This is a genomic window from Nitrospinota bacterium, assembly GCA_029881495.1.
In the GTDB taxonomy this organism is placed as follows: Bacteria; Nitrospinota_A; UBA7883; order JACRGQ01; family JACRGQ01; genus JAOUMJ01.
In genome coordinates this window covers 22,779-42,697 of record JAOUMJ010000025.1, presented here as the reverse complement: position 1 = coordinate 42,697, position 19,919 = coordinate 22,779, and the positions used below count along the sequence as shown (strand labels likewise).

Sequence of the window (19,919 nt, the reverse complement as noted above, 5' to 3'; positions counted from 1 at the left end):
CTTCAGCGTCGGTCACGTACGGGTGTACGTTCCCTCGCTTCAGTCTCACGCGCCTTGTATCGCTCGTTTCTCTTTGCAAAATCTGTTTGGATAGCGGGAGCTGAATTTTGCGTCAGATAAACATCGCGCTACTTCGTTGCGCTTCGGCTTCAGCGTCGGTCACGTACGGAAAATATAAATATTATGCTTTTGAAAGAAAATGCTACTGTGAGATATGACTAGAAAAAAAGTAGGAGGATAATGCATGGTTGGTTTGGCGCTAAATAGAATTATCTGATTGCCAGTCGGTTATTCGTCGCGCATAAGAGGTATATATTGTTTATCCATATCTTCAATGTGAACAATCAGCCAATTTGCCAAAAAGCCGACCAGTTCTTCACTTATGTCGATGCGGTTGTTCATATAATCTGTCTTCAAATCATGTAGCTCTTGCAAAAGATTCAAGTGCTCGTCCATGTGGTCCAGTATTTCCGAATAGTTTATTTCATGCAAAGCCTGTTCTTCATCTGAAAAATGATTCATTGTGTTTAGAGTCAATTTGTCCAGTAGCTGAATCTGCGTTTCCCGTCTGTTGTTGCCAAGCAGTTCATCGTGAATGGCATTGATGATCTGCAACATATCTTTATGCTGCGCATTGAATTTTTTGACTTGTACGCTGTATTGGTCGTTCCATTCTAAATACATACTTTATACCTTTATAGTATTTCTATTTATTTTTGGTACACAGTAGGGATTGTATATTTATATTCATGCCGCAATCCTGTTAGACTTTCAGAGTGACCGACTATCAGATAACCGCCACTCCTTAAATATTTATAAAATTTGCCAACCAGTTTTTCTCTGGTAGGCGAATCAAAGTAGATCATGACATTTCTACAAAAAATAAAATCAAACTGATGCTTGAATGGAAACTCCGGCGTCATGAGATTAAATCGTTTGAATTGGATCATTTTTCGGAAATCCGCCTGGACCGTGAAAACGGAGTCGGCGCCGGTCCCGGTTTTATTAAAGTATTTGTTAAGTATCGCTTGAGGAACCTTATCCACCCTTTTCCTTGCGTACTTCCCTTCGCTGGCTATTTTAAGCATGTCGACCGAAACATCCGAAGCAAGCATTTTGAGATTCCATGAGGTCTGAAACAATTTATGCTCAAGGAGGGTGAATAGTATGGAGTAAGGCTCTTCGCCGGAGGAAGCGGCCGCGCACCATACCCTTATTTGGGCGGCTGGATTGTTTTGATGACGAGCCGCCAATTCTGGTATTAAGACATTATTCATAAAGTCGAAATGTTTAATTTCTCTGTAGAAAAAAGTTAAATTCGTTGATACCACATCCAGAAGTAATGTCAGTTCGTTACCGGTTTTATCCTTCTTTACAAGATCGTAGTATTCCTTATAAGAGCTTATGCCAGTGCCTCTCATTCGTTTGCTTAGTCTGGCCTCGAGGAGCGCTTTCTTGCTTTCGTTTAATGTAATGCCGCTTTCCTTGTAGATAAGGTCACGGAAAAGGACAAACTCTCGCTCACCAATAGATTCAAGTTTTTCGGTCATTATCTCTTCCTGCTATTTCTCTAGGCCTGAAACTTTCAAAACAAGTTGTACTCATAAGTTTATTATGAATCGTTTGAATTTAAAAATCTGGAAAGTTTAATTATTTTTCAAGCAGTTGGCGGGCCTATCGGTTGACAAATTATGTAGCAAATGTAACAGAAGCACCCAGTGTCTCGGTCTTTTTGTGGATATTCGGGCAATTTATATTTTGGCGAGTTCTGAGCCTCGATTCCTGCCGCTCTATCTTGCCTTGATTGTTTCCATCAGGTAATGATTATGCAGCTTTATTGATAGCAAATATAACATTAATGTTTATTTCATTTATTTCGATATTGCTGGGATAATGAAAAGTCATAAAAATGTTTTAGGCGTTCGCGCCTGAAGCTGCTGCAAAATGAAATATAGATTGGAACCAGGCGTACGGAGGTATGGGGTCAACTCATCTGTCCAGTGATATCGCCTGTTCTAAATCGCGCACAAGGAGATTTTGATGTTTAATTGGTTTAACAAATTGGGTATCGGGGCCAAGCTCACCTTATCGATAGGCCTTGTTCTTACTCTTATATCGGCTTTCAATATATTCTGGTCCGTCAAAAAACAATCAGAACTAACAGAGCTGGAGGCAAAATTATTTGCGAGCGGAATATCCGACACAGTTTTAGGCTCCTTAAATACCATGATGTTGAACGGGATCATGAGCGAGCGGAAATTTTATATGGAACTGTTAAGAAAAACCACTTCCGGTATAGAAGAGCTGAGAGTTATCCGTGCCGAATCTGTAAACGAGCAGTTTGAGAACCGTGGTTACGGGAAAGAACAGGAGCCAAGGGATGACGCAGAGCGCAATGTGCTTTCGAATGGAAAAAGCATATTCCGTATTGAGGAGAGCGGTTCAGGAAAAAAAACCATGCGGGCGGTTGTTCCCTTCATAATGTCTAGGGACAGGGGGGGGATGATCAACTGCATGGATTGCCATGAAGGGAGCGAAGGGACAGTAAATGGCGCGATAAGCTTGATCATTTCACTTGACGAAATGGAAAAGCATGCCGCTACGAATTTAAAGGAACAAATATCGATTTTGGTGGTGCAACTGATATTGGTAATAATGGTTCTCGTTTTTTTAGTGCGAAAGAATGTAAACAACATTCTCTACGGTGTAATTGAACAGATAACAGAAAATTTTGAGAGAGTTTCAAATTCTTCCTTACAGATAGCAGGCGCAAGCATGCAGCTTTCCGAAGCGTCTACCCAGCAGGCAGCGTCAATTGAAGAGACCTCTTCCACGCTTGTCGAGTTTGCTCAAATCGCTAAAAAAAATGCGAAGGCCGCGAATGAGGCGTACCATCAGGCCGAGGAGGCAAATGGTCTTATGAGTGATACAGGTAATCTAATGGATTCGGCGGTGACCTCAATGGGTGAAGTGGCCAAAAGTTCGTCAGAGATATCAAAGGTAATCAAACTTATTGAAGAGATCGCTTTTCAAACAAATCTACTAGCGCTGAACGCCGCGGTCGAAGCGGCGCGCGCCGGAGAGCAGGGGAAAGGTTTCGCCGTTGTTGCTGAAGAGGTGCGCAATCTTGCACAGCGTTCGACAGCCGCCGCCAAGGATACGGCTCAGCTTATAAATGCGGCAGACGCGAATTCCAAAAAAGGGGTCGATCTTGTACACAAAGCAGCATCATCATTACAAAAGATTACGAAGTTTATCGTTGATGTAGATATCAAACTCACCAGCATCGCGAGGCAGAGCGATATGCAGGCGGAAGGTATTACGCAGATTAACACCGCGGTGGAACAGATTGATTCGTCGGTGCAAAGAAATGCCGCAAACGCAGAGGAGACCGCCGCCTCTTCAAATGATCTAAAAGAACAGACGGAAACATTGAAAGATTGCGTACTTAAGCTCACACAGATGGCGTATGGACATGGGAGCAGTAAAAATTCTATATTGATGCTTGGCGACGGGACAGAAAGAGATTGCGGCTAACTCAGCTCATTGATTTCACTATTCCCTGCGGGTGTGGGTGCGGGGGTAGCATGATGCTGAACTGTGTGAGCATGAATTGTCATGTTCGTCTGCTTTTGCAGGCAGAGACGGAGTGATTGCACGGATATAGAAATCACACGTCGATGATGTCGTTCTTATCCTTGTCGATATCTATTTTGTGACCCGATGTCTTCGTTGAGGAGGAGTAAAAGGCCCACCCTTTTTTCATTCCGGTATATGCTCCTTCGGCGACCTTCGCGGCGAAATACTGTTTCAGGTAATCTCTTATGATCCCGCGCGTGTACGGTATCACGAGGATGAACCCGAGCAGATCTGTAATTATCCCCGGAGTGAGGAGAAACGCGGCGGCGATAAGTATCATCGGCCCTTCTATTATGGAATCGGTAGGCGCGCGCCCCTCGAGAAGGGAGTTCTGAAATTCGGCTATCACGCGGAAACCCTGCTGGCGCACCAGCAGGGCGCCGATTATACCGGTGATTATCACGAGCGAGATTGTATGAAGCACACCGAATATTGCTCCTAGTTTCATTAAAAGCGCCAGTTCCACCAGCGGCACGATTATGAACAGTGCGAACAGCTTCAGAAACATCCTTGATAACTCCTTTTCCCTTCATCCTATCAGAGCCCAGCAAAACTGCCAAATTATCGCGTGTGAAGACACACTTGCTGTTGGGTGATGAGGAACCTAATAATTAGCAATTGTTTCCGATTCGATTTTTTCGTGGTTGTGGAACTGGTGGCAGGTAGTGCAGTTTGAATTCATCTTTTTCAGCTTATGGCATGTGGTGCAGATGCTCACCTCTACCTTTTTAACGAAGACGCCCGATTCGATATTGATCACGTTCGTATGGCATTCGAGACATTCAAATTTTGCGTGACGCTCAGGCGCGTGAACAAGGTTTATCTTCGGCAAAGTAAGTTTTGGAACGATGCTGTAATCGTCCCTCGTGTGGCACAGTTTGCATTTGCTTGTATCCTTTGCGTTCCTTTTATGATCCGGCAGTTCGTGGCAGGATGTTCCGCAATGTTTGCGGAATGAAGCGGTAAGCATCACCTTTCCGTCCGGCATTCTCCTTGTATGGCAGAAGTCGCAATTTTTCGAATCGAGCGTAGTTTTTTCGAAATGTATCTTGTGCGAAAAATTCAGCGGATTCTGATCCCCCTTCTTCGGATAGACCGGGCGCGCGGGGGGATGGTTCTTGTGGAGGTGACATCGTTTGCATTTATTGTCCTCGATTTTCCTGATATCCCTGTGTCTCCCCTTGTGTTCCTCGTGGCAGGAATAACAGTCGCGTTTCCCTTGATGGGGGATGTCGCCGGAGGCATGTTTTAGTTCCTTCGCCCATTCGGGAACCTGCGGACCGGTAGCCCAGTCGAATCTGTTGTGGCAGCCCCAGCATTCGGAATTTATCTTTACATGCCAGAGAGGTTTCTCGTCCGCGTGACAGGCGGTGCATTTGTTCGCCCTGATTATGTGCACCTTTTTATCGTGGCAGTTTTCGCAGGATGAGACCGGCACACCGCCCCAGGCGTCATGACAGACGTCGCAATCCTCCTCCGCCGCCTCATGGTTTGCCGACAGATCCTCATTCATGAAAATCGCTCCGTTGCTCGCCTTATAGCCTGCGAAAGCAAAGGCTATGACTACGGCCACAGCGGCAATTGAAAGGAACAGTCTCATAATCTTATCAGTCCCTAAAAATAAAGCATGGAAGTAACGTGAACAAGAGCGGCGGCAAGAAGCGCCGCGGTCAAAGGCACATGCACGTTCAGCCATCCGCGCAATAGCTGGTGTTTGGAGTGACGTATAATCAGGTTCTCCCTTTTCATAAGGAGTGAGCGGAGGATGCCGAGGGAGTATACGTCGCGCGGGGAGGCGTTAAGTTTCAGCCGTTCGAATTTATATTTCAGGCGACTAAGCGCCTCTCTGTCGCTTATGAACATTCTGCTGTAAATAACAGGTTTCTTTTGCAGGTACTCATGCAGGTAAGGGATGGTGCTGCTTTTAAAATGTTGCGCCTTTGAATTGAGATACGATTCTATCTCCTCGGTCTGCTTCACTATTTCACCGGCAAGGTCATTCTCGTTGGCAGACATAACACCGTATCTTGTGAGAGCTGCCGGTAGTGTTGAGTTGAGGTACCATCCTATCGCACCGCTGGCAATGACTACGATGAAAAGGGAGAAAAAAAAGAGGCTGAATATCCCGTGGAGTCTAAAATTGGTATGCATCAGCACCGGGATGATGGCCAGAAGGCCGACGTAGATATGCCCAGTCATCCACCACTGCATCGAGCCGAATTTGAAACTGAATACGCTTCTCCGAATGCGGTACAGGGAAAGAAAAATGACCGAAGTGAGTGCGATACCGCCGTAGACCATCCCTGTAAATGTCCCGGCGTGCCCTTCCTGTTTTTTCAAATAAAAGATGAGGGAGACAAGGAGTGAAAGAATCGCGAAGGAGAGAAAGAGCGCCCACTTTCTACCTGAGCCGAAATCATCCGTTTCAACAAATGCGGCGATCTTTTTTGATGAATTTTTCTTTTTCATATCAGCGGGCCCATATCATTTAGAAACTCTGTAGGGTTGATCCGTTTAGCGGCGCCCGTGGGGCAGTTGTATACGCATCCCATCGATTCATAATGTCGACACATATCGCATTTAAGCGCGTGTTTTCGTGTTCCGCCCGAAGGCTTGCGGGATGTGATTATCGATATGTTCCCGTACGGGCAGAGCCTTGCGCAGTTGCCGCACCCGATGCACGATTTTTTGTGATAAATTTCACCGTTAACGTCCCTTACGATGGATGAGGTGGGGCAATCGGTCATGCATACCGGATCGGCGCAGTGTCTGCACGAAGCCGGCACTAGGAAATAATTATCCAGCCAGACACCTTTTTTCACAAGGAGGGTCTCTCCTTCGTGAAGTGAAGCGCAGGCATTCACACAGCAGTTGCAGTTTATGCATTTTGTCATGTCGATAATCAGCACGTTTTTGGATTGAACCACTCCGTAGTCGACTGATGTGTTCAGAATAGCTGATAAAAGCGGATCCCTTTCAAGAAGCACGTTTTTTTCCACTCTCATCTCGATTATCTTTTCCATGTTGCTTTTAATTTCGGGGTGCGTCTCAAGAAATTTCAAAAACTGTTTTTTTGCTATTCCGATGACTTCGGTTCTGCTGATGGCTGTCACGGTGGCGATCCTCTTCACACCTTCATGCATAAGGGCAATCTCTCCGAAGTGGTGCCCTACCGTGAGGTAGGAGACGATCCTCTCCTCGCCCGCTTCATTCGGCTGTGAGACCTTTACATATCCGTAACGTATAAGATAGAAATAATCGGCTTCGTCACCCTTATTGAAGATCACATCTCCGCTTTTGAAGGAAAGGAGAACGATATCCTTTTGCAGGTCGTGTATCACCTTGTCTGAAAGGCCGGAAAATATGGATACCGAGTGGAGGTGCGTTTCGAGCGCTCGTTTCAGATACTGCTCGTCAACCGATGTTTTGGCCTTTGGATATCTATCCAGCAATTCAAGAAACTTGTTGCCGGGGATGATAAGCGCGGAGGTGAATTCGGTAGCGATTATATCTGCAATACGGGGATTTCCGCTGAGCACGGCTATTTCGCCGAACAGTTCTCCCTTCGCAAGGTCGATAGTTTTAATGGAGTTGGGGAGTCTAACTTCCGCGCGTCCGTCCAGTATTACGCCGCATGTATGATCGTACTCGCCATCCCTGCAAAGGTAGTCGCCAGGCTCGTAATTTATGGTCTGGCACTCTTTGAGTTCTTCCGCAATTTCTCTCTGGTCAATACCAGGGAAGTGTTGCATTAACCCGGTTAAGTTCTGATATTTCAGGTGCATGATGTAAATCCCAATCAAATGCAGGTAATTTGGTTCCCGTAAATCTGTTCACCGCACAACGCACCGGCTATTATACAGTCCCCGCGTAACGCGTCAAAGAGAGGTCATTTAAAGAATATCAGCGAATGTTGAATACGCCGGGAATTGGAATGTATTTACCTGTTGACGTATAATTTTGAGAAGTATTTCGACACAACAAATTGGGTGATGCATATGTCCGGTGGGCGCTTGAAATGGTTATGACGCTATCAGCAGATGGCGCTCGTCATCGCCGATTCTGGCTTTCGCTGTTTCTTGCGATTCCACTTCTGTTTCCCGCCACTGTACTGGCGTTTGAATCTCCGGTCGACGCCCCTCCGCTCATATTGACCGAAGAGAGCAATAGTTTCGCACTCTCGCGGCATATGGAAATATTTGAGGACAGCGAAGCAAATTACACGATTGATGAAGTATCTTCTAACAGAATGACGTCACTGTTCAGTCTCAATACGGTCGATTACGTAAATTTCGGTTTTTCAAAAAGCGCCTTTTGGGTACGGCTGGAAGTGGAAAACCGGAGTTCCGGTTCAAAAAGAATGATTTTTGAAATAGCGAATCCGCTTATCAACAGGCTGGAGCTATACGAGTCTTTGCCTGGAGGAGGGTATTCCGTTTCCTTCAGCGGCAACGAGCTTCCATTTGGGAAAAGGCCAGTCGCACACAGGGATTTTCTTTTCAGGGTAAATTTTGAGCCGGGTGAAAAAAAAGTGATATATCTCAGAAGCAAGACATCCAGCGTGCATTCGTTCCCGGCATTACTTGCGGATGAAACATATTTTTATTCCCGTGATAATCTTACCGGCACGGCGTTTGGCGTGGTTTTCGGCGCAATGCTGGCCCTATTATTTTATAACATGTTTGTTTATTCCGCGCTCAGGGATACCAGTTATCTCCACTATATTCTCTATATTGCCTCCGTTACGATCTTGATGCTCGCTCTCACTGGATTCGGGAACGAACTGTTCTATCCTGATTTCCCCTGGTTTGCCATGAGGGCGCCGATATTTTTTACTGGCTCCACACTCTTCTTTGTAACACTGTTTACGCGCCAGTTTTTATCGACGGAAGTGATTTTACCCCGATACGATTTTGTCCTGATAGGGATCGCGACATTCGGTCTTTTGCTAGGCATATCCCCCCTGCTATCGTCCAGCCTGACAGCGCAATATTTTTTTGCGAGTTTTTTTGCTTCGCTGGTTTGTCCCCCTTTGCTTTTAGCGGCCGGCATACTCTCCTTTCGCAAGGGACAGCGCTCAGCCAGGTATTTTATTATCGGCTGGATATTTCTTTTAGTAGGCACGATTGCTTACGGTTTGATAACAAACCAGGTAATACCCGGGATATTCCGCGCGCTGTTCGCGCTTATGGCGGGATTTCCTGCGGAAGCAATACTCTTTTCACTCGCCCTTGCCGACAGGATAAATTTCATGCGCGTGGAGAAGGAGATAGCGCAGGCAGAGGCGCTGAATAATGAGAGGATGATCCATCAGATCCTGCAAAGGGGTAATGAAGAGCTGGAAAGAAAAGTCACGGAAAGAACTTCCGAACTAACAAGGGCTAAAGTGGAAGCTGAAAAAGCGACAAAACTTAAAGACCAGTTCGTCACGCTTGCTTCGCATGATCTGAGGTCGCCTCTGGCGGGCGTATTGGGATTGATACAACGCCTTAAGGATGTAAAGAAGGGGGGAGCCGAAGCCGACGAGATCATCGAAAGGATAATAAAGATATCGGAGCAGATGAGCAGGACCATAGAGCATCTTTTGGATATCAGCCGCCTCAAAACCGGCGTGATAAAACCGGAAAGAAAAATAATGCCAGTAAGAATGCTGTTGGAAGACGCCATCAGCCACCTGTCGCACACGGCAAGTGTAAAAAATATAGGAATTAAAAACTATGCTCCTGAAGATCTAAAAATATTTGGCGATATAACCCTCCTCTCACAAGTATTCCAGAATCTGATCTCCAACGCTGTAAAGTTTTCTCATTCAGGGAGTTCGATAACCCTTTTTTATGAGGGGGGCGGGTCCGGAGAATTTGTCACCATCGGCGTGCGGGATAGAGGTGTCGGTATCAGCAGTTCAAGAATACCGGATCTCTTTCGTCCGGAAATAAAAACAAGCACTGCGGGAACCGAAGGGGAGGCAGGCTCCGGTTTTGGTCTACCATACTGCCTTGATATAGTAGTTGCCCACGGTGGAGAGCTGAGGGTCGAATCAATTGAGGGCGAAGGGAGCACATTCTTTGTGGCCCTCCCGATACCGCGCCAGTTTGCCGGGTAGCTTCAAACTTTATTTTTAATCGAGCTCACCCAGTAGCCATGCAAGCTCACGGATAGGAACATTCATGTTTGATATCAATATCACGGATCCTGGCGTTTGCGATGAATTTATTTACTTGATAAGAGTATCGAACTCGTAAACCGGTATCGCCGGTGAAGTGGTAAACCCTATTCCGAAATCCCTGCTTGTCGCAAGTGACGCCTGCATCGCTTTCTGCGCGTCTGGGAGTTCCACTGTCAGCAAGAGATTGTATTCTCCCAGAAGCTAAAATTGATTTTACCTTGCCGCCGAGTGCTGAAATGATCCCCTTTACTTTCGTTGTGCTGGCGGAACTTATGCTTTTTATAGATTCAGGATGGTATTTGCCGAACATGAAAAAGGTAGACATAAAAGGCCCTCCTCTTTATTAGGTTTCCCTGACATCTTTATAACCAGAAAAAGTTAGCACCCGGTTTCAAAAGATGTCGACAATAGCTACCGTTATATCGTCTGCCATGTCGAGTCTTCCAATCTCGTCAGGAGGGGTTGTTGATGGTAGATTGTTTACCCAGCATTTTACGGCATGAACTATAAAGGCGTAGGCTTCAGCTGTCGTAAGATCCTTTGTAGCAAAAATGTGATCCTTCAATCTAGTTTTACCGAACTGCCTATTTTCTTTATCCATCGCTTCGGTGATTCCATCGGTGTATGTGACAGTTCTCGTCCCAGCTTTCAGTTTTTCATATCGCGGCGCGATGTTTTCGAACCCGTCGGAAAAAAGGCCCATAGGCACTGTCCTCTTCCTATTTTCCTCGTTTAGGAAGTCAAGCTCCCTTACTTCGTCTTTTCCAGGCTCAAGTACCATCACCGGATGCTGCCCGATGCTGAACTCTTCCAGCCATACGAACCCGTCCTCAACTTCACGTTCATTTCTCTCCATGACACGCCAGATGTTTCCAACAAGAAAACGGCCGGAATTGAATTTTTCAAGAAGTCTGTTTGCGGATATGAGCGATTCTTTCATGTTGTGACCCTGTAGAAGGAGTGTGAGTATACCGCCAAGGGCCACCTCCTGAAATTTCGCTGCACCCTTGCCGTGTCCGGACGCATCGAAAACGGCGAGCCACTCATTTTTGGTTTTTTGCTGCTGATTCGTTTCAACGAGGAATCCGGCTCTGTCTCCCCCCGCTTCGGAACTCTGTTCAACTCCGACGGTGGCGATCAGTCTTTTATTTTCCGGCTCCCTGTAAAGAAGCGATTTGCCGATTTCTTCAGCTTCCTTATGTTCCCCTTCAAGTTTCTGTTTGATCTTATCGACTTCTTCAAGAAGTATTTTTGTCCCTTCAAGTAGTTCCTGTTCCTTTGTGATGTCTGTCGCGTAAAGCCTTATTGTCGAATCTTCGGGGATGTATCGCAGTTTACGGTTGTATACGCGGTAATTTTCGGAAAAAGGGTCGCCGATCTCTATATCAAGAACGTCGAGCGCTTTGGCCAGGCCGTCGAGTTTAAGTTCGTATACCATTGATTCCAGTCCGGAAAAGAGCGGGTGCTTCCAGTCGACCAAAAATTTTCCGGCTCCCGTTAAAGGATTCAGTTCAGGAAAATCGATACTGGCTGCGGGATTACAGTACAGGATTGAGTTGGAGTTTGAACATATCTCGATTATCGGGTTGGGATTATCTTCCGGAAGTCCGGAAAGCCTGGCAACCTCTCTGCTACTGGCATCGCGCTCGGTGATGTTTATAAAGTTTACGACATAAATGCAGGGGGCGGAGTCTATGTTTACAGGGAACGAATTGTATTCGGCAAAAAAACCGGTTTTATCCTTCCTTTGAAAATATATCCTTTCATTTTCCACTTTCTTCTTATTTTTTAGCGAGATAAAGAGTGAGTGTTTTTCCTGTTCTAAAGAAAATCCGTTTTCTGGTGATGAGGATATCATTTCAAAGATATTTCTGTTTAATACCTCTTCCTGCGTTGAGTATCCGGTTTCTCTAAGAAAAGAGGAGTTGGCAAATGTAATCTTTAATTCGTCATTAAGGCAGAAAATCGAGCCCCTGGTATTTTCCAGGATTAACTGCAGATAGTCGGAGTGATTATTTTTCATTATCTTTCCGTAGAGGAATATCTTTTTCAACATCGGTTTCTAAAAAGTGCTTGATGCTTGCACAGAGAGGCACATGGAACGCACCAAGACAGGGTAGCAAATAAAGCTATAAATATCCATTTTGCAAAAAGAAGTAACGCTATGGAAATATGGCATTGGAAAATTCTTTAAATCAAGCATAAATACGGGATCGGTAAGTAATTAAATATACAATAGTTATATGGCCAGCTGGTTAGATTTGTTAAAGCATGAACTTCATTTTCAAATCGTACCGGGGTGCATCAAGAAAAAAATTAATTTGTAATGAAAGAGATTTACAAATTCAAAAAGTGTAAAATAAAAACAGGGAAGGGATGTGGAGCTCTTCTGGTAAGTTTGTCCCCGTACCAAAACATCTTGATTCCTTGGAGGTGTGATATGTCTGCCGAAAGTGTCATTAAAAATATTGATTTCGATGTTGAACAGTATCATCAATGGCTTAAAGAGCGTGAAAAGGCGGTAGAAAAGGAGCAGTCCTCCCGGTTTGTTACCATCTCCCGCGAATACGGATGCGACGGATATCCGGTAGCGGGTCAGTTGTGTGACCTGCTGAATGAAAGAACCCCGGAATCTCCATGGCATATATTCACGCATCCGATACTGGAGAAAATAATTTCTGATGAAAAGCTTGGCCTCGAAATGGTGGACAGGATTACCGAGACCAGATATTCGTTCGCGAAATGGTTTTTCGACGGAATAGTGCCTGATTTTATAAAGTCCCCGCAGCTGCAGGTTTTTCAACGACTGAAAAACCTCATCCTCAATCTGTCGGCGAAGGGGAATTGTATTCTGGTCGGAGGGGGTGCGCAGGTATTGACGCACAGGTTCCATTCCACGATCTTCCAGGGTACCCATATCCGCCTTATCGGCTCGCATGAGTTCCGAGTGAAAAACGTGATGAAGAAATTCGGCCTAAACCGCGGAGACGCCGAAAACCAGATAGAAAAGAAACAGTTCGCTCGCGAGAAATTCATAAAGGATTTTACGGACCACAGCTCTTACGATAACGCTTTCTATCATCTTGTAATCAACAACGAATGGCTCACTCCGAAAACGATTGCCAAGCTGGTGTTCCAATTAATGGAGATGAACGGTATCTTCGCGCAGAGGGACAGGATGCTTTCGAGGCCGGTCGGCTAGGGGTTATTGATTAATGATGTTTTGAATTTCCCGGGCGAATGGATTAGTGCGCCCCTTTCGACCTCGCTTCGCAAATGAGGATATTTTTTCTCGCTTCTTCCAGCGATGGATTCAGCCGCAGTGAATTCCTGAAATTATTAACAGCCTCTTCACATTTTCCGAGCGACATTTGTGCCTGAGCGATATTGAAGTATGCGTGGTAATCGGGCGGCGCCTGTTTTAAATAGTTGTTATAGGTTTCTATCGCCTTGCCTGTTTCTCCCGCGCTCTGATATGCGAATCCGAGCATGAATAGCGATTTTGTATCGTTGGGAAGCGCGCCGGTGAGCGCCTTAAGTACGGGAATGGAGTCGGCGTATTCTCCAAGGGTTAACAGCGCGTCTGCCTTCGTTGCCAGTAGCTCAGTTTTCTGGTTCTCATCGATTTTATCAAAATGACTGTCAATTTTGTCTATCCCGACTCGAAGCCATTTCTTAGTCTGCTCCCATTTCGGCTGCTGTTTTACCGCCTGGATCATAAGAGATAATCCATCGTTGTATTCCCCTTTTTCAATAAGGAGCAGGCCGAGATTGGTTTTCGCGAGAATATAGTCGGGCGCCATTTCCAATGTTTTACGGAGGTGCTTTTCCCGTACAGGGAGGTCGGCTACCGCCATCGCGTAGTTAAGGTGCGCAAGGGGCGAACCGGACTTTGACAGGCTGTATTTCCACAATGTTTCGTCGGTGCGCCAGGTAGTGTTTTGAAAAAGGCTCATGCCCGCAATATAAACGGTAACAGCGACCGCAACCGCAATTAACCTTTTATCGCTCAGAAAGGTGAATGCGGAATAGCTGACCAGGAAGTAAAAAAAAGCGCTTGATGGGTAGGGGCGGTAATCAACTGCGTAGGCGTAGAAAGGGAAGATTGACGAGGTCGGCGCGAGTAGCATCCAGTAGGCGAAAATGCAAAACCCGATAACAGGATTGGTTTTCCAATATCGAACCGCAATGAATAGCGTTATCAGTATGAATAGCAATCCTCCCCACGGAGCGAGGTCGGTGAGAGCAGGGGGTTCAATGTGAGGTGCCTGATGAATGGACAGGGGCCAAACAAAATTGAAAATATACCGGAAGAGATGGAGCTTGAACTGCGTGAACGGATAGACCCAGGCGGGGATGTTTCCGGAAACCACATTCTCCACTTCGGAAAATTCGAGAACAAATCGCGTGTAGGCAAAAAATCCGGCGACTATAAGAAAAAACGGGAGGGCTCGCAGAAAAGACTCCTTGCTTAAAACCGGTTGCTTCCTTAGGGACCATTCGTATACAAGGATCAGCCCCGGTATTACAACCGCGTTCCCTTTTGAAAGCAAGGCGAGAACAAAAGATGCGAGGATGATCCCCCAGCTCTTTTCCGAGGTTCTTCGCATCCGGATATATCTGTAAAACGCGTACATTGAAAAGAGTTCTGTCATCAAAAGATCCCGTGCGCAGATGTAGTTGACTGGTATTCCAGATACAGGGTGGATGAGGAAAAGGAGCGAGGCGGTAAAAGCTAGCCATCCCCTCCGCTTTGCCGATTCAAATATAGCTGCCTGCAAAATGAGTTCGGAAAGGAGGTAATAGACAACGATTGCGGCTGCGATATGAACGCCTATGTTGAAGAGGTGGTAACCGCGGAAATAATAGCCGTCTATCGCATGGTTAATTGAAAGAGTAAGAGGCAACAGCGGACGGAAGGCGTTTATTCTCGGTATGGACGACATTGTGCCCGGATCCGTAAAGTGCCGGGTGACCGGCCAGACTTTTTCTATTCCTGGATTTTTATGTACGCGGTAGTAATCGTCTAGGTGGAAAGAGTTGTCTACGGTGTTCGCGTATATAAGGACGCCTGTGATGACCAGTATCCAGAGATGGCGGTTTTTTGTTTCCCGTTCGTTGAGGGAGTCCCATCCGTCCCGGGATAAAAGGGAGGTTATCGCTTTCAGCATCCCGTAAATGCTCGGCGATATGGTAGCCGTGTAAATTCCATTTGGCAGTACCACTCCTCAAAGTGATGAAGATAAAAATAATTCTGATAACATAAAAAAACATATATTACACTTTGCCAGGGGAGTTTGTTAAGCAATATGAGCTTATAAAGCTGGAATCACGGGCACATCCGTTTATAATTGCAATATCCGTTCAACCCGCTGATAGCGGGATGTTTTTGAATGCAGAGGGGGGATTTTGTCATGTTCGGAAATATCGCAAGGAAATATTTTGGCGCGTCCGATGACGCCACGACCGATGGTAAAGAGGGACACGATGTAAAGGTGGCAGCCTGCGCCCTGATGCTGGAAATGGCGGGGATAGATAACGAGTTTTCCGAAAAAGAGTTGGGCGACATGATCGCGATCTTGAAAAACAAATTCGAGCTGAAGGACGAGGATGCCCAGATATTGATAAAAAGCGCTGAGGAAGAGCTCAATAACGCAGTCGACTACTGGAGCTTCACAAACCTTATTAACAAGAATTACTCGCGGGACGAAAAAAGGAACCTTATTGAACTTGTGTGGCGGGTTGTTTATTCCGATGGAATTCTTGACAAGCATGAAGATTACCTTGTGCACAAGATAGCGAGGCTTCTCAAGCTGTCACACGAAGAGCTTATCGACGCTAAACTGAAAGTTCTGAACAAAGAGAGGTAGGGGCGTCTCGTGGGTTCATCTTTCCGGTTTCCATTCCTTCAGGCGCTTTTTATTTGCCTCCTGTTGCCGGCGAATCTTGATGCCTGGCCCGATTATGCGAGGGGGACAAAACAGGGGTGCAACGTATGTCACCTTGAAAAGAGCGTAACGCTTAATCCCGCCGGGATAGATTATGCCGCTTCTGGCTACAAATGGCCCCCTTCAGGGGGGTTCTGGCCGATAGGGCCTGTTGACGCTTCCGCTTTGCCGATCATCGGCTTCCTTCATATCTTCACAGGCGTTCTATGGCTCGGGACGATCCTCTATGTTCATATAGTTTTACGACCGGCATATGCCGAGAAGGGGTTGCCGAAAACAGAGGTGAGGCTCGGGATAGGTTCGATGATCATTGTTGGTATAACCGGCATCCTGCTCACTATCTCAAGGGTTCGCGGATGGGATGTCTTCACTGAAACCACATGGGGCAACCTGCTGGCGGCAAAAATATCGATCTACCTTACTCTTGTTCTATCAGGTCTATTCGTTGTTATATTTATAGGGCCAAAACTTCGGCAGTCGACAGGCGCCGCGCGAAAACCGGAGGATGGTAAATACGATCCTGTCACCCTGATGGAATTCGACGGCAATGAAGGGAGACCCGCATACATAGCGTATATGGGGAAGGTTTATGACGTTACAGATTCCAATCTCTGGAAAAGAGGAACACATTTTATCCACAAGGCGGGGGAGGACCTTACAAGCCAGATAAGCAAAGCGCCGCACAGTGATCTCAAGCTGAAAGGGATGAAAGAGGTCGGATCGTATGACACCGAATACCGGCATTCACTCTCTTTACATCAGAAACTTTTCCATTTTATCGCCTATTTCAATCTCTTTCTTGTAGTTGTTATTTTTCTGATAATTGCGTTCTGGATCTGGTATCGCTAGCCTCGATATCTCTATTATTTGCATCAAAAAGCCCCAAGAAGCATCAAATTGTAAGTTTTATTTCCAAAAATGTGCAGTTTTTTGTTTACAATTGTTTATCTATTTGATATTATTGCCCATATATTCGGCATATATGTTGCAGTAATATCCTGCAGAAAATAACTGTTTTTTGGAGGTTTTGGATATGGCGTTATCGGTACAGAGTAAAAAAGAGCCTGGAGTAATGAGGCTTTTTATTTATCTCATTTTGTTTGGCATGTTGCTTGTCGGGACTGTTTTTTTAGGTAGGGCGTTTTCGCAGGTTATAATCTGATCGATATCATCACGGCTGTTTCCCCGCCGATTTTGGCAATTTGAATTTGTGCCTGACGGCAAAAATCAAGTTCAGGTAATCTCAAGCCGACAGAAAAAAATCTTTTCTATCAGAGTTCTGTTGCCAGCAATAGGGAGTGGTGGTAATCTCATCAGAACATTTTCTGTTTGATGAGGGTTATGGAAGCAAAATACGATTTTCGGGAGGTAGAATCCCGATGGCAAAAGTTCTGGCTGGAATCCGGTGCGGACAAGGTTGATAACGACCCTTCAAAGGAGAAATTCTATCTCCTCGAAATGTTCCCCTACCCTTCCGGTCGAATCCATATGGGGCATGTCCGCAACTATACTATTGGAGATATCCTTGCGCGCTTTTTGAGAATGAATGGAAAAAATGTTCTCCATCCTATCGGGTGGGACGCATTCGGCCTCCCTGCCGAGAACGCGGCTATCAAACACAAAACCCATCCGCATAAATGGACGCTTTCAAACATCGCCGACATGCGGAAGCAGATTAAAAATCTCGGCATATCGTATGACTGGAGCCGCGAGGTCGCCACCTGCCTGCCGGAGTATTACCGTTGGACACAGTGGCTCTTTGTTCAGCTGTTCAAAAACAATCTTGCATACAGGAAACGGACAGCGGTCAACTGGTGCGAAGACTGCGGTACCGTTCTTGCCAATGAGCAGGTACAGCAGGGACTCTGCTGGCGTTGCGATAATCCCGTGGTTCAGCGGGAGCAGGACGGCTGGTTCCTGAAGATTACCGACTACGCGGAGGCTCTTCTGCAGGATCTTGATAAACTGGCCGGCAAGTGGCCGGAGCGGGTCATAACAATGCAGAAAAACTGGATAGGAAAGAGCCACGGGGCGAGGGTAATTTTCCAGGTTGAGGGATTGAATGAGAAGATAAATATTCACCACGAGGCCGGATACTCTCTTCGGAGCGACTTTCATGGCGCTGGCTCCCGAACACGAACTGGCAAATAAACTTTCAGCAGGCACGGAGCAGGAGAGGGAGGTCGCCGCTTTCATCGAATCAATGAAACGTCAGGATATGAAATCCCGTACCGCTGATGAAACCGAGAAGCAGGGTGTATTCACCGGGAGATATGCTATCAATCCTGTTAACGGGGAGAAGATCCCTGTTTGGCTGGCTAATTTCATTCTCATCGAATACGGGACGGGGGCGATCATGTCCGTTCCGGCTCATGACCAGCGGGATTTCGATTTCGCGAAGAAGTACAAAATCGATATTCGCAAGGTGATCCTGAAGAAGGGTGAAGAGGCAGAAGCGGAAGTATGTGAGGCATTCTCCGGCAACGGCGAGATGATAAATTCCGCCGCCTACAACGGCATGGATAACGAAGAGTGCGGAAGAAAAATTGTCGAAAAGCTCGCCGCGAACGGCATCGGCGAGGCAACCATCAGTTACCGTTTGCGCGATTGGGGGATAAGCCGCCAAAGATATTGGGGGGCGCCTATCCCGATCATCCATTGCGGTAAATGCGGAGCCGTCCCCGTCCCTGAAGAACAGCTCCCGGTTGTTCTGCCTATAGAGATCGACCTCCTCGAAGGGGGGAAGTCGCCACTCCCTGGATTGAAATCATTTACGGATGTAGCGTGTCCTTCGTGCGGAGGGGGGGCGAAACGGGAAACAGATACGATGGATACCTTTATAGATTCGTCATGGTACTTTTACCGATACCTCTCCCCAGATTCGGTATCAATGCCTGCCAACAGGGATGATCTGAATTACTGGCTCCCGGTCGACAAATATATAGGCGGGATCGAGCACGCGGTGCTTCATCTCCTCTACGCTAGATTTTTTAACAAGTTTTGCCGCGACATCGGATTGCATGGCGAGGATGAGCCTTTTCAAAATCTTCTCACTCAGGGGATGGTGATAAAAGATGGCGCAAAGATGAGCAAGTCAAAGGGGAACGTAGTCGATCCAGACGACATAATGAAGGAATACGGCTCCGATACGACGCGTGTTTTCATTCTTTTCGCGTCCCCTCCGGAAAAGGATCTGGAATGGGACGATAGCGGCGTAGAGGGGGGATACAGGTTCATAACGCGTCTTCACCGTCTGTATATGAAATGGATAGATGAACTCAAAAAGGAAGCGCCGACCGAAGGTGAACTTTCTAAGGAAGGGCGGGAGCTGCGCAGGATGCATCATCTCACCATCAAGAGAATTACCGTCGACATCGGGGAGAGGGCGCATTTCAATACCGCCATTGCCGCGGGAATGGAACTGCTGAATTTTCTAAACGATTTCAAACCTGCCAACGGAACGGAAAGAGCTGAGCTGAGGCGGACGCTGATAGATTTTTTAAAACTTCTTCATCCGGTAATTCCGCATTTCACCCAGGAGTTTTATGCTCTCTTTGGTAACAAGGCTTATCTTACAAACGAGAAATGGCCGGAATATGTGGAGGAGTTTACAGCCTCCGAACTTTTGACCATCGTTGTGCAGGTCAACGGGAAGTTGAAGGCGAGGCTCGAGGTTTCACCAAGCACTTCCGAGGATGATTTAAAGAATATGGCAGTAAAGGAAGAGAAAGTTGCGAAGGAAATCGAAGGGAAGATCGTTAGAAAGATAATTGTCGTGCCTGGAAAGCTGATAAATATCGTCGTTTGACCTTGAGAGTCGCATTCAGGGAAATTTTCCCCGATCAATCTGGCTAGTTTGTGAAAAAATTGTCAGCTCCCGCTACACAAGAATGTTTCTTTTGGTTAAATGTTGTGATTTGTCGCCGGTTTTCCGACAAATTTTGACTTACGCAATAAAGAACCGCATGCCAACTTGAAAATTTATCCTTTTCGACCATACCTTTTAACGGTAGCCAGATATCGGTTTTGCCTTTAATTTGCAATAGGTTGTAAAAAGTTGTTGATAACTTTTATCGAAACGGTGAAATTTGACCGGGGAAAACGATACAAAAAAAATGAATAAGTTATCTTATTGATATATTAGGTGTTATCATGGCGATGAATCT

The 19,919-nt window shown here is 46.2% G+C and carries 14 protein-coding genes and 1 pseudogene; 6 read left to right on the top strand and 9 right to left on the bottom strand.

What is annotated here, in order from left to right; all coding sequences use genetic code 11:
* Positions 1 to 288 precede the first annotated feature (288 nt).
* A complete protein-coding gene (locus OEY64_10510) occupies positions 289 to 684 on the bottom strand; it encodes a bacteriohemerythrin (protein MDH5543379.1) in 396 nt (131 codons plus the stop codon).
* A gap of 26 nt (positions 685 to 710) precedes the next feature.
* The gene (locus tag OEY64_10505) at positions 711 to 1,550 is read right to left on the bottom strand and encodes a protein-glutamate O-methyltransferase CheR (protein ID MDH5543378.1); all 840 of its coding nucleotides are present in this window, start codon (positions 1,548 to 1,550) and stop codon (positions 711 to 713) included.
* A 1,225-nt stretch (positions 1,551 to 2,775) separates the two neighbouring features.
* Here OEY64_10505 and OEY64_10500 point away from each other — a divergent pair.
* Entirely contained in the window at positions 2,776 to 3,537 is a 762-nt protein-coding gene (locus OEY64_10500) for a methyl-accepting chemotaxis protein (protein ID MDH5543377.1), read from the top strand.
* A 133-nt stretch (positions 3,538 to 3,670) separates the two neighbouring features.
* On the opposite strand, the gene OEY64_10495 is transcribed toward OEY64_10500, so the two are convergent.
* The 4 genes from OEY64_10495 to OEY64_10480 form a co-directional block, all read right to left on the bottom strand.
* Entirely contained in the window at positions 3,671 to 4,147 is a 477-nt protein-coding gene (locus OEY64_10495; GenBank protein ID MDH5543376.1) for an FxsA family protein, read from the bottom strand.
* A gap of 96 nt (positions 4,148 to 4,243) precedes the next feature.
* Positions 4,244 to 5,239, bottom strand: a complete 996-nt coding sequence (locus OEY64_10490) for a cytochrome c3 family protein (GenBank protein MDH5543375.1) — start codon at positions 5,237 to 5,239, stop codon at positions 4,244 to 4,246.
* 14 nt (positions 5,240 to 5,253) lie between these two features.
* Positions 5,254 to 6,108 (bottom strand): hypothetical protein, encoded by an 855-nt coding sequence (locus OEY64_10485; protein MDH5543374.1) that lies wholly within the window; start codon positions 6,106 to 6,108, stop codon positions 5,254 to 5,256.
* On the bottom strand, positions 6,105 to 7,391 hold the full coding sequence (locus OEY64_10480) for a cyclic nucleotide-binding domain-containing protein (protein MDH5543373.1): 1,287 nt from the start codon (positions 7,389 to 7,391) through the stop codon (positions 6,105 to 6,107). Before OEY64_10480 ends, OEY64_10485 begins: the two co-directional genes overlap by 4 nt.
* Positions 7,392 to 7,663: 272 nt before the next feature.
* Between OEY64_10480 and OEY64_10475 the strand changes: the two genes are divergently transcribed.
* A complete protein-coding gene (locus tag OEY64_10475) occupies positions 7,664 to 9,742 on the top strand; it encodes a sensor histidine kinase (protein MDH5543372.1) in 2,079 nt (692 codons plus the stop codon).
* A gap of 111 nt (positions 9,743 to 9,853) precedes the next feature.
* Here OEY64_10475 and OEY64_10470 read toward each other — a convergent pair whose 3' ends face one another.
* Entirely contained in the window at positions 9,854 to 9,985 is a 132-nt protein-coding gene (locus tag OEY64_10470; GenBank protein MDH5543371.1) for a hypothetical protein, read from the bottom strand.
* A gap of 211 nt (positions 9,986 to 10,196) precedes the next feature.
* A complete protein-coding gene (locus OEY64_10465) occupies positions 10,197 to 11,861 on the bottom strand; it encodes a SpoIIE family protein phosphatase (GenBank protein MDH5543370.1) in 1,665 nt (554 codons plus the stop codon).
* A gap of 384 nt (positions 11,862 to 12,245) precedes the next feature.
* Here OEY64_10465 and OEY64_10460 point away from each other — a divergent pair, with 384 nt between their 5' ends.
* Positions 12,246 to 13,007 (top strand): cytidylate kinase-like family protein, encoded by a 762-nt coding sequence (locus OEY64_10460; GenBank protein MDH5543369.1) that lies wholly within the window; start codon positions 12,246 to 12,248, stop codon positions 13,005 to 13,007.
* Between the two features lie 43 nt (positions 13,008 to 13,050).
* On the opposite strand, the gene OEY64_10455 is transcribed toward OEY64_10460, so the two are convergent.
* Complete coding sequence (locus tag OEY64_10455; GenBank protein MDH5543368.1) at positions 13,051 to 15,030, bottom strand: tetratricopeptide repeat protein; 1,980 nt, start codon at positions 15,028 to 15,030, stop codon at positions 13,051 to 13,053.
* Between the two features lie 189 nt (positions 15,031 to 15,219).
* On the opposite strand from OEY64_10455, the gene OEY64_10450 reads away from it, so the two are divergent.
* The 3 genes and pseudogenes from OEY64_10450 (at position 15,220) to leuS (ending at position 19,561) form a co-directional block, all read left to right on the top strand.
* A complete protein-coding gene (locus OEY64_10450) occupies positions 15,220 to 15,675 on the top strand; it encodes a TerB family tellurite resistance protein (GenBank protein ID MDH5543367.1) in 456 nt (151 codons plus the stop codon).
* Positions 15,676 to 15,684: 9 nt separating this feature from the next.
* Positions 15,685 to 16,602, top strand: coding sequence for a cytochrome B5 (locus OEY64_10445; GenBank protein MDH5543366.1), 918 nt, complete (start codon positions 15,685 to 15,687; stop codon positions 16,600 to 16,602).
* Between the two features lie 492 nt (positions 16,603 to 17,094).
* Positions 17,095 to 19,561, top strand: a pseudogene (gene leuS, locus OEY64_10440) (leucine--tRNA ligase).
* Positions 19,562 to 19,919 lie beyond the last annotated feature (358 nt).

What these genes read in the sequence shown, in the direction of transcription:
- OEY64_10510 (MDH5543379.1), bottom strand. Translation starts at nt 684, where the DNA reads ATGTATTTAGAATGGAACGACCAATACAGCGTACAAGTCAAAAAATTC.
- OEY64_10505 (MDH5543378.1), bottom strand. Translation starts at nt 1,550, where the DNA reads ATGACCGAAAAACTTGAATCTATTGGTGAGCGAGAGTTTGTCCTTTTC.
- OEY64_10500 (MDH5543377.1), top strand. Translation starts at nt 2,776, where the DNA reads ATGCAGCTTTCCGAAGCGTCTACCCAGCAGGCAGCGTCAATTGAAGAG.
- OEY64_10495 (MDH5543376.1), bottom strand. Translation starts at nt 4,147, where the DNA reads ATGTTTCTGAAGCTGTTCGCACTGTTCATAATCGTGCCGCTGGTGGAA.
- OEY64_10490 (MDH5543375.1), bottom strand. Translation starts at nt 5,239, where the DNA reads ATGAGACTGTTCCTTTCAATTGCCGCTGTGGCCGTAGTCATAGCCTTT.
- OEY64_10485 (MDH5543374.1), bottom strand. Translation starts at nt 6,108, where the DNA reads ATGAAAAAGAAAAATTCATCAAAAAAGATCGCCGCATTTGTTGAAACG.
- OEY64_10480 (MDH5543373.1), bottom strand. Translation starts at nt 7,391, where the DNA reads ATGCAACACTTCCCTGGTATTGACCAGAGAGAAATTGCGGAAGAACTC.
- OEY64_10475 (MDH5543372.1), top strand. Translation starts at nt 7,664, where the DNA reads ATGACGCTATCAGCAGATGGCGCTCGTCATCGCCGATTCTGGCTTTCG.
- OEY64_10465 (MDH5543370.1), bottom strand. Translation starts at nt 11,861, where the DNA reads ATGTTGAAAAAGATATTCCTCTACGGAAAGATAATGAAAAATAATCAC.
- OEY64_10460 (MDH5543369.1), top strand. Translation starts at nt 12,246, where the DNA reads ATGTCTGCCGAAAGTGTCATTAAAAATATTGATTTCGATGTTGAACAG.
- OEY64_10450 (MDH5543367.1), top strand. Translation starts at nt 15,220, where the DNA reads ATGTTCGGAAATATCGCAAGGAAATATTTTGGCGCGTCCGATGACGCC.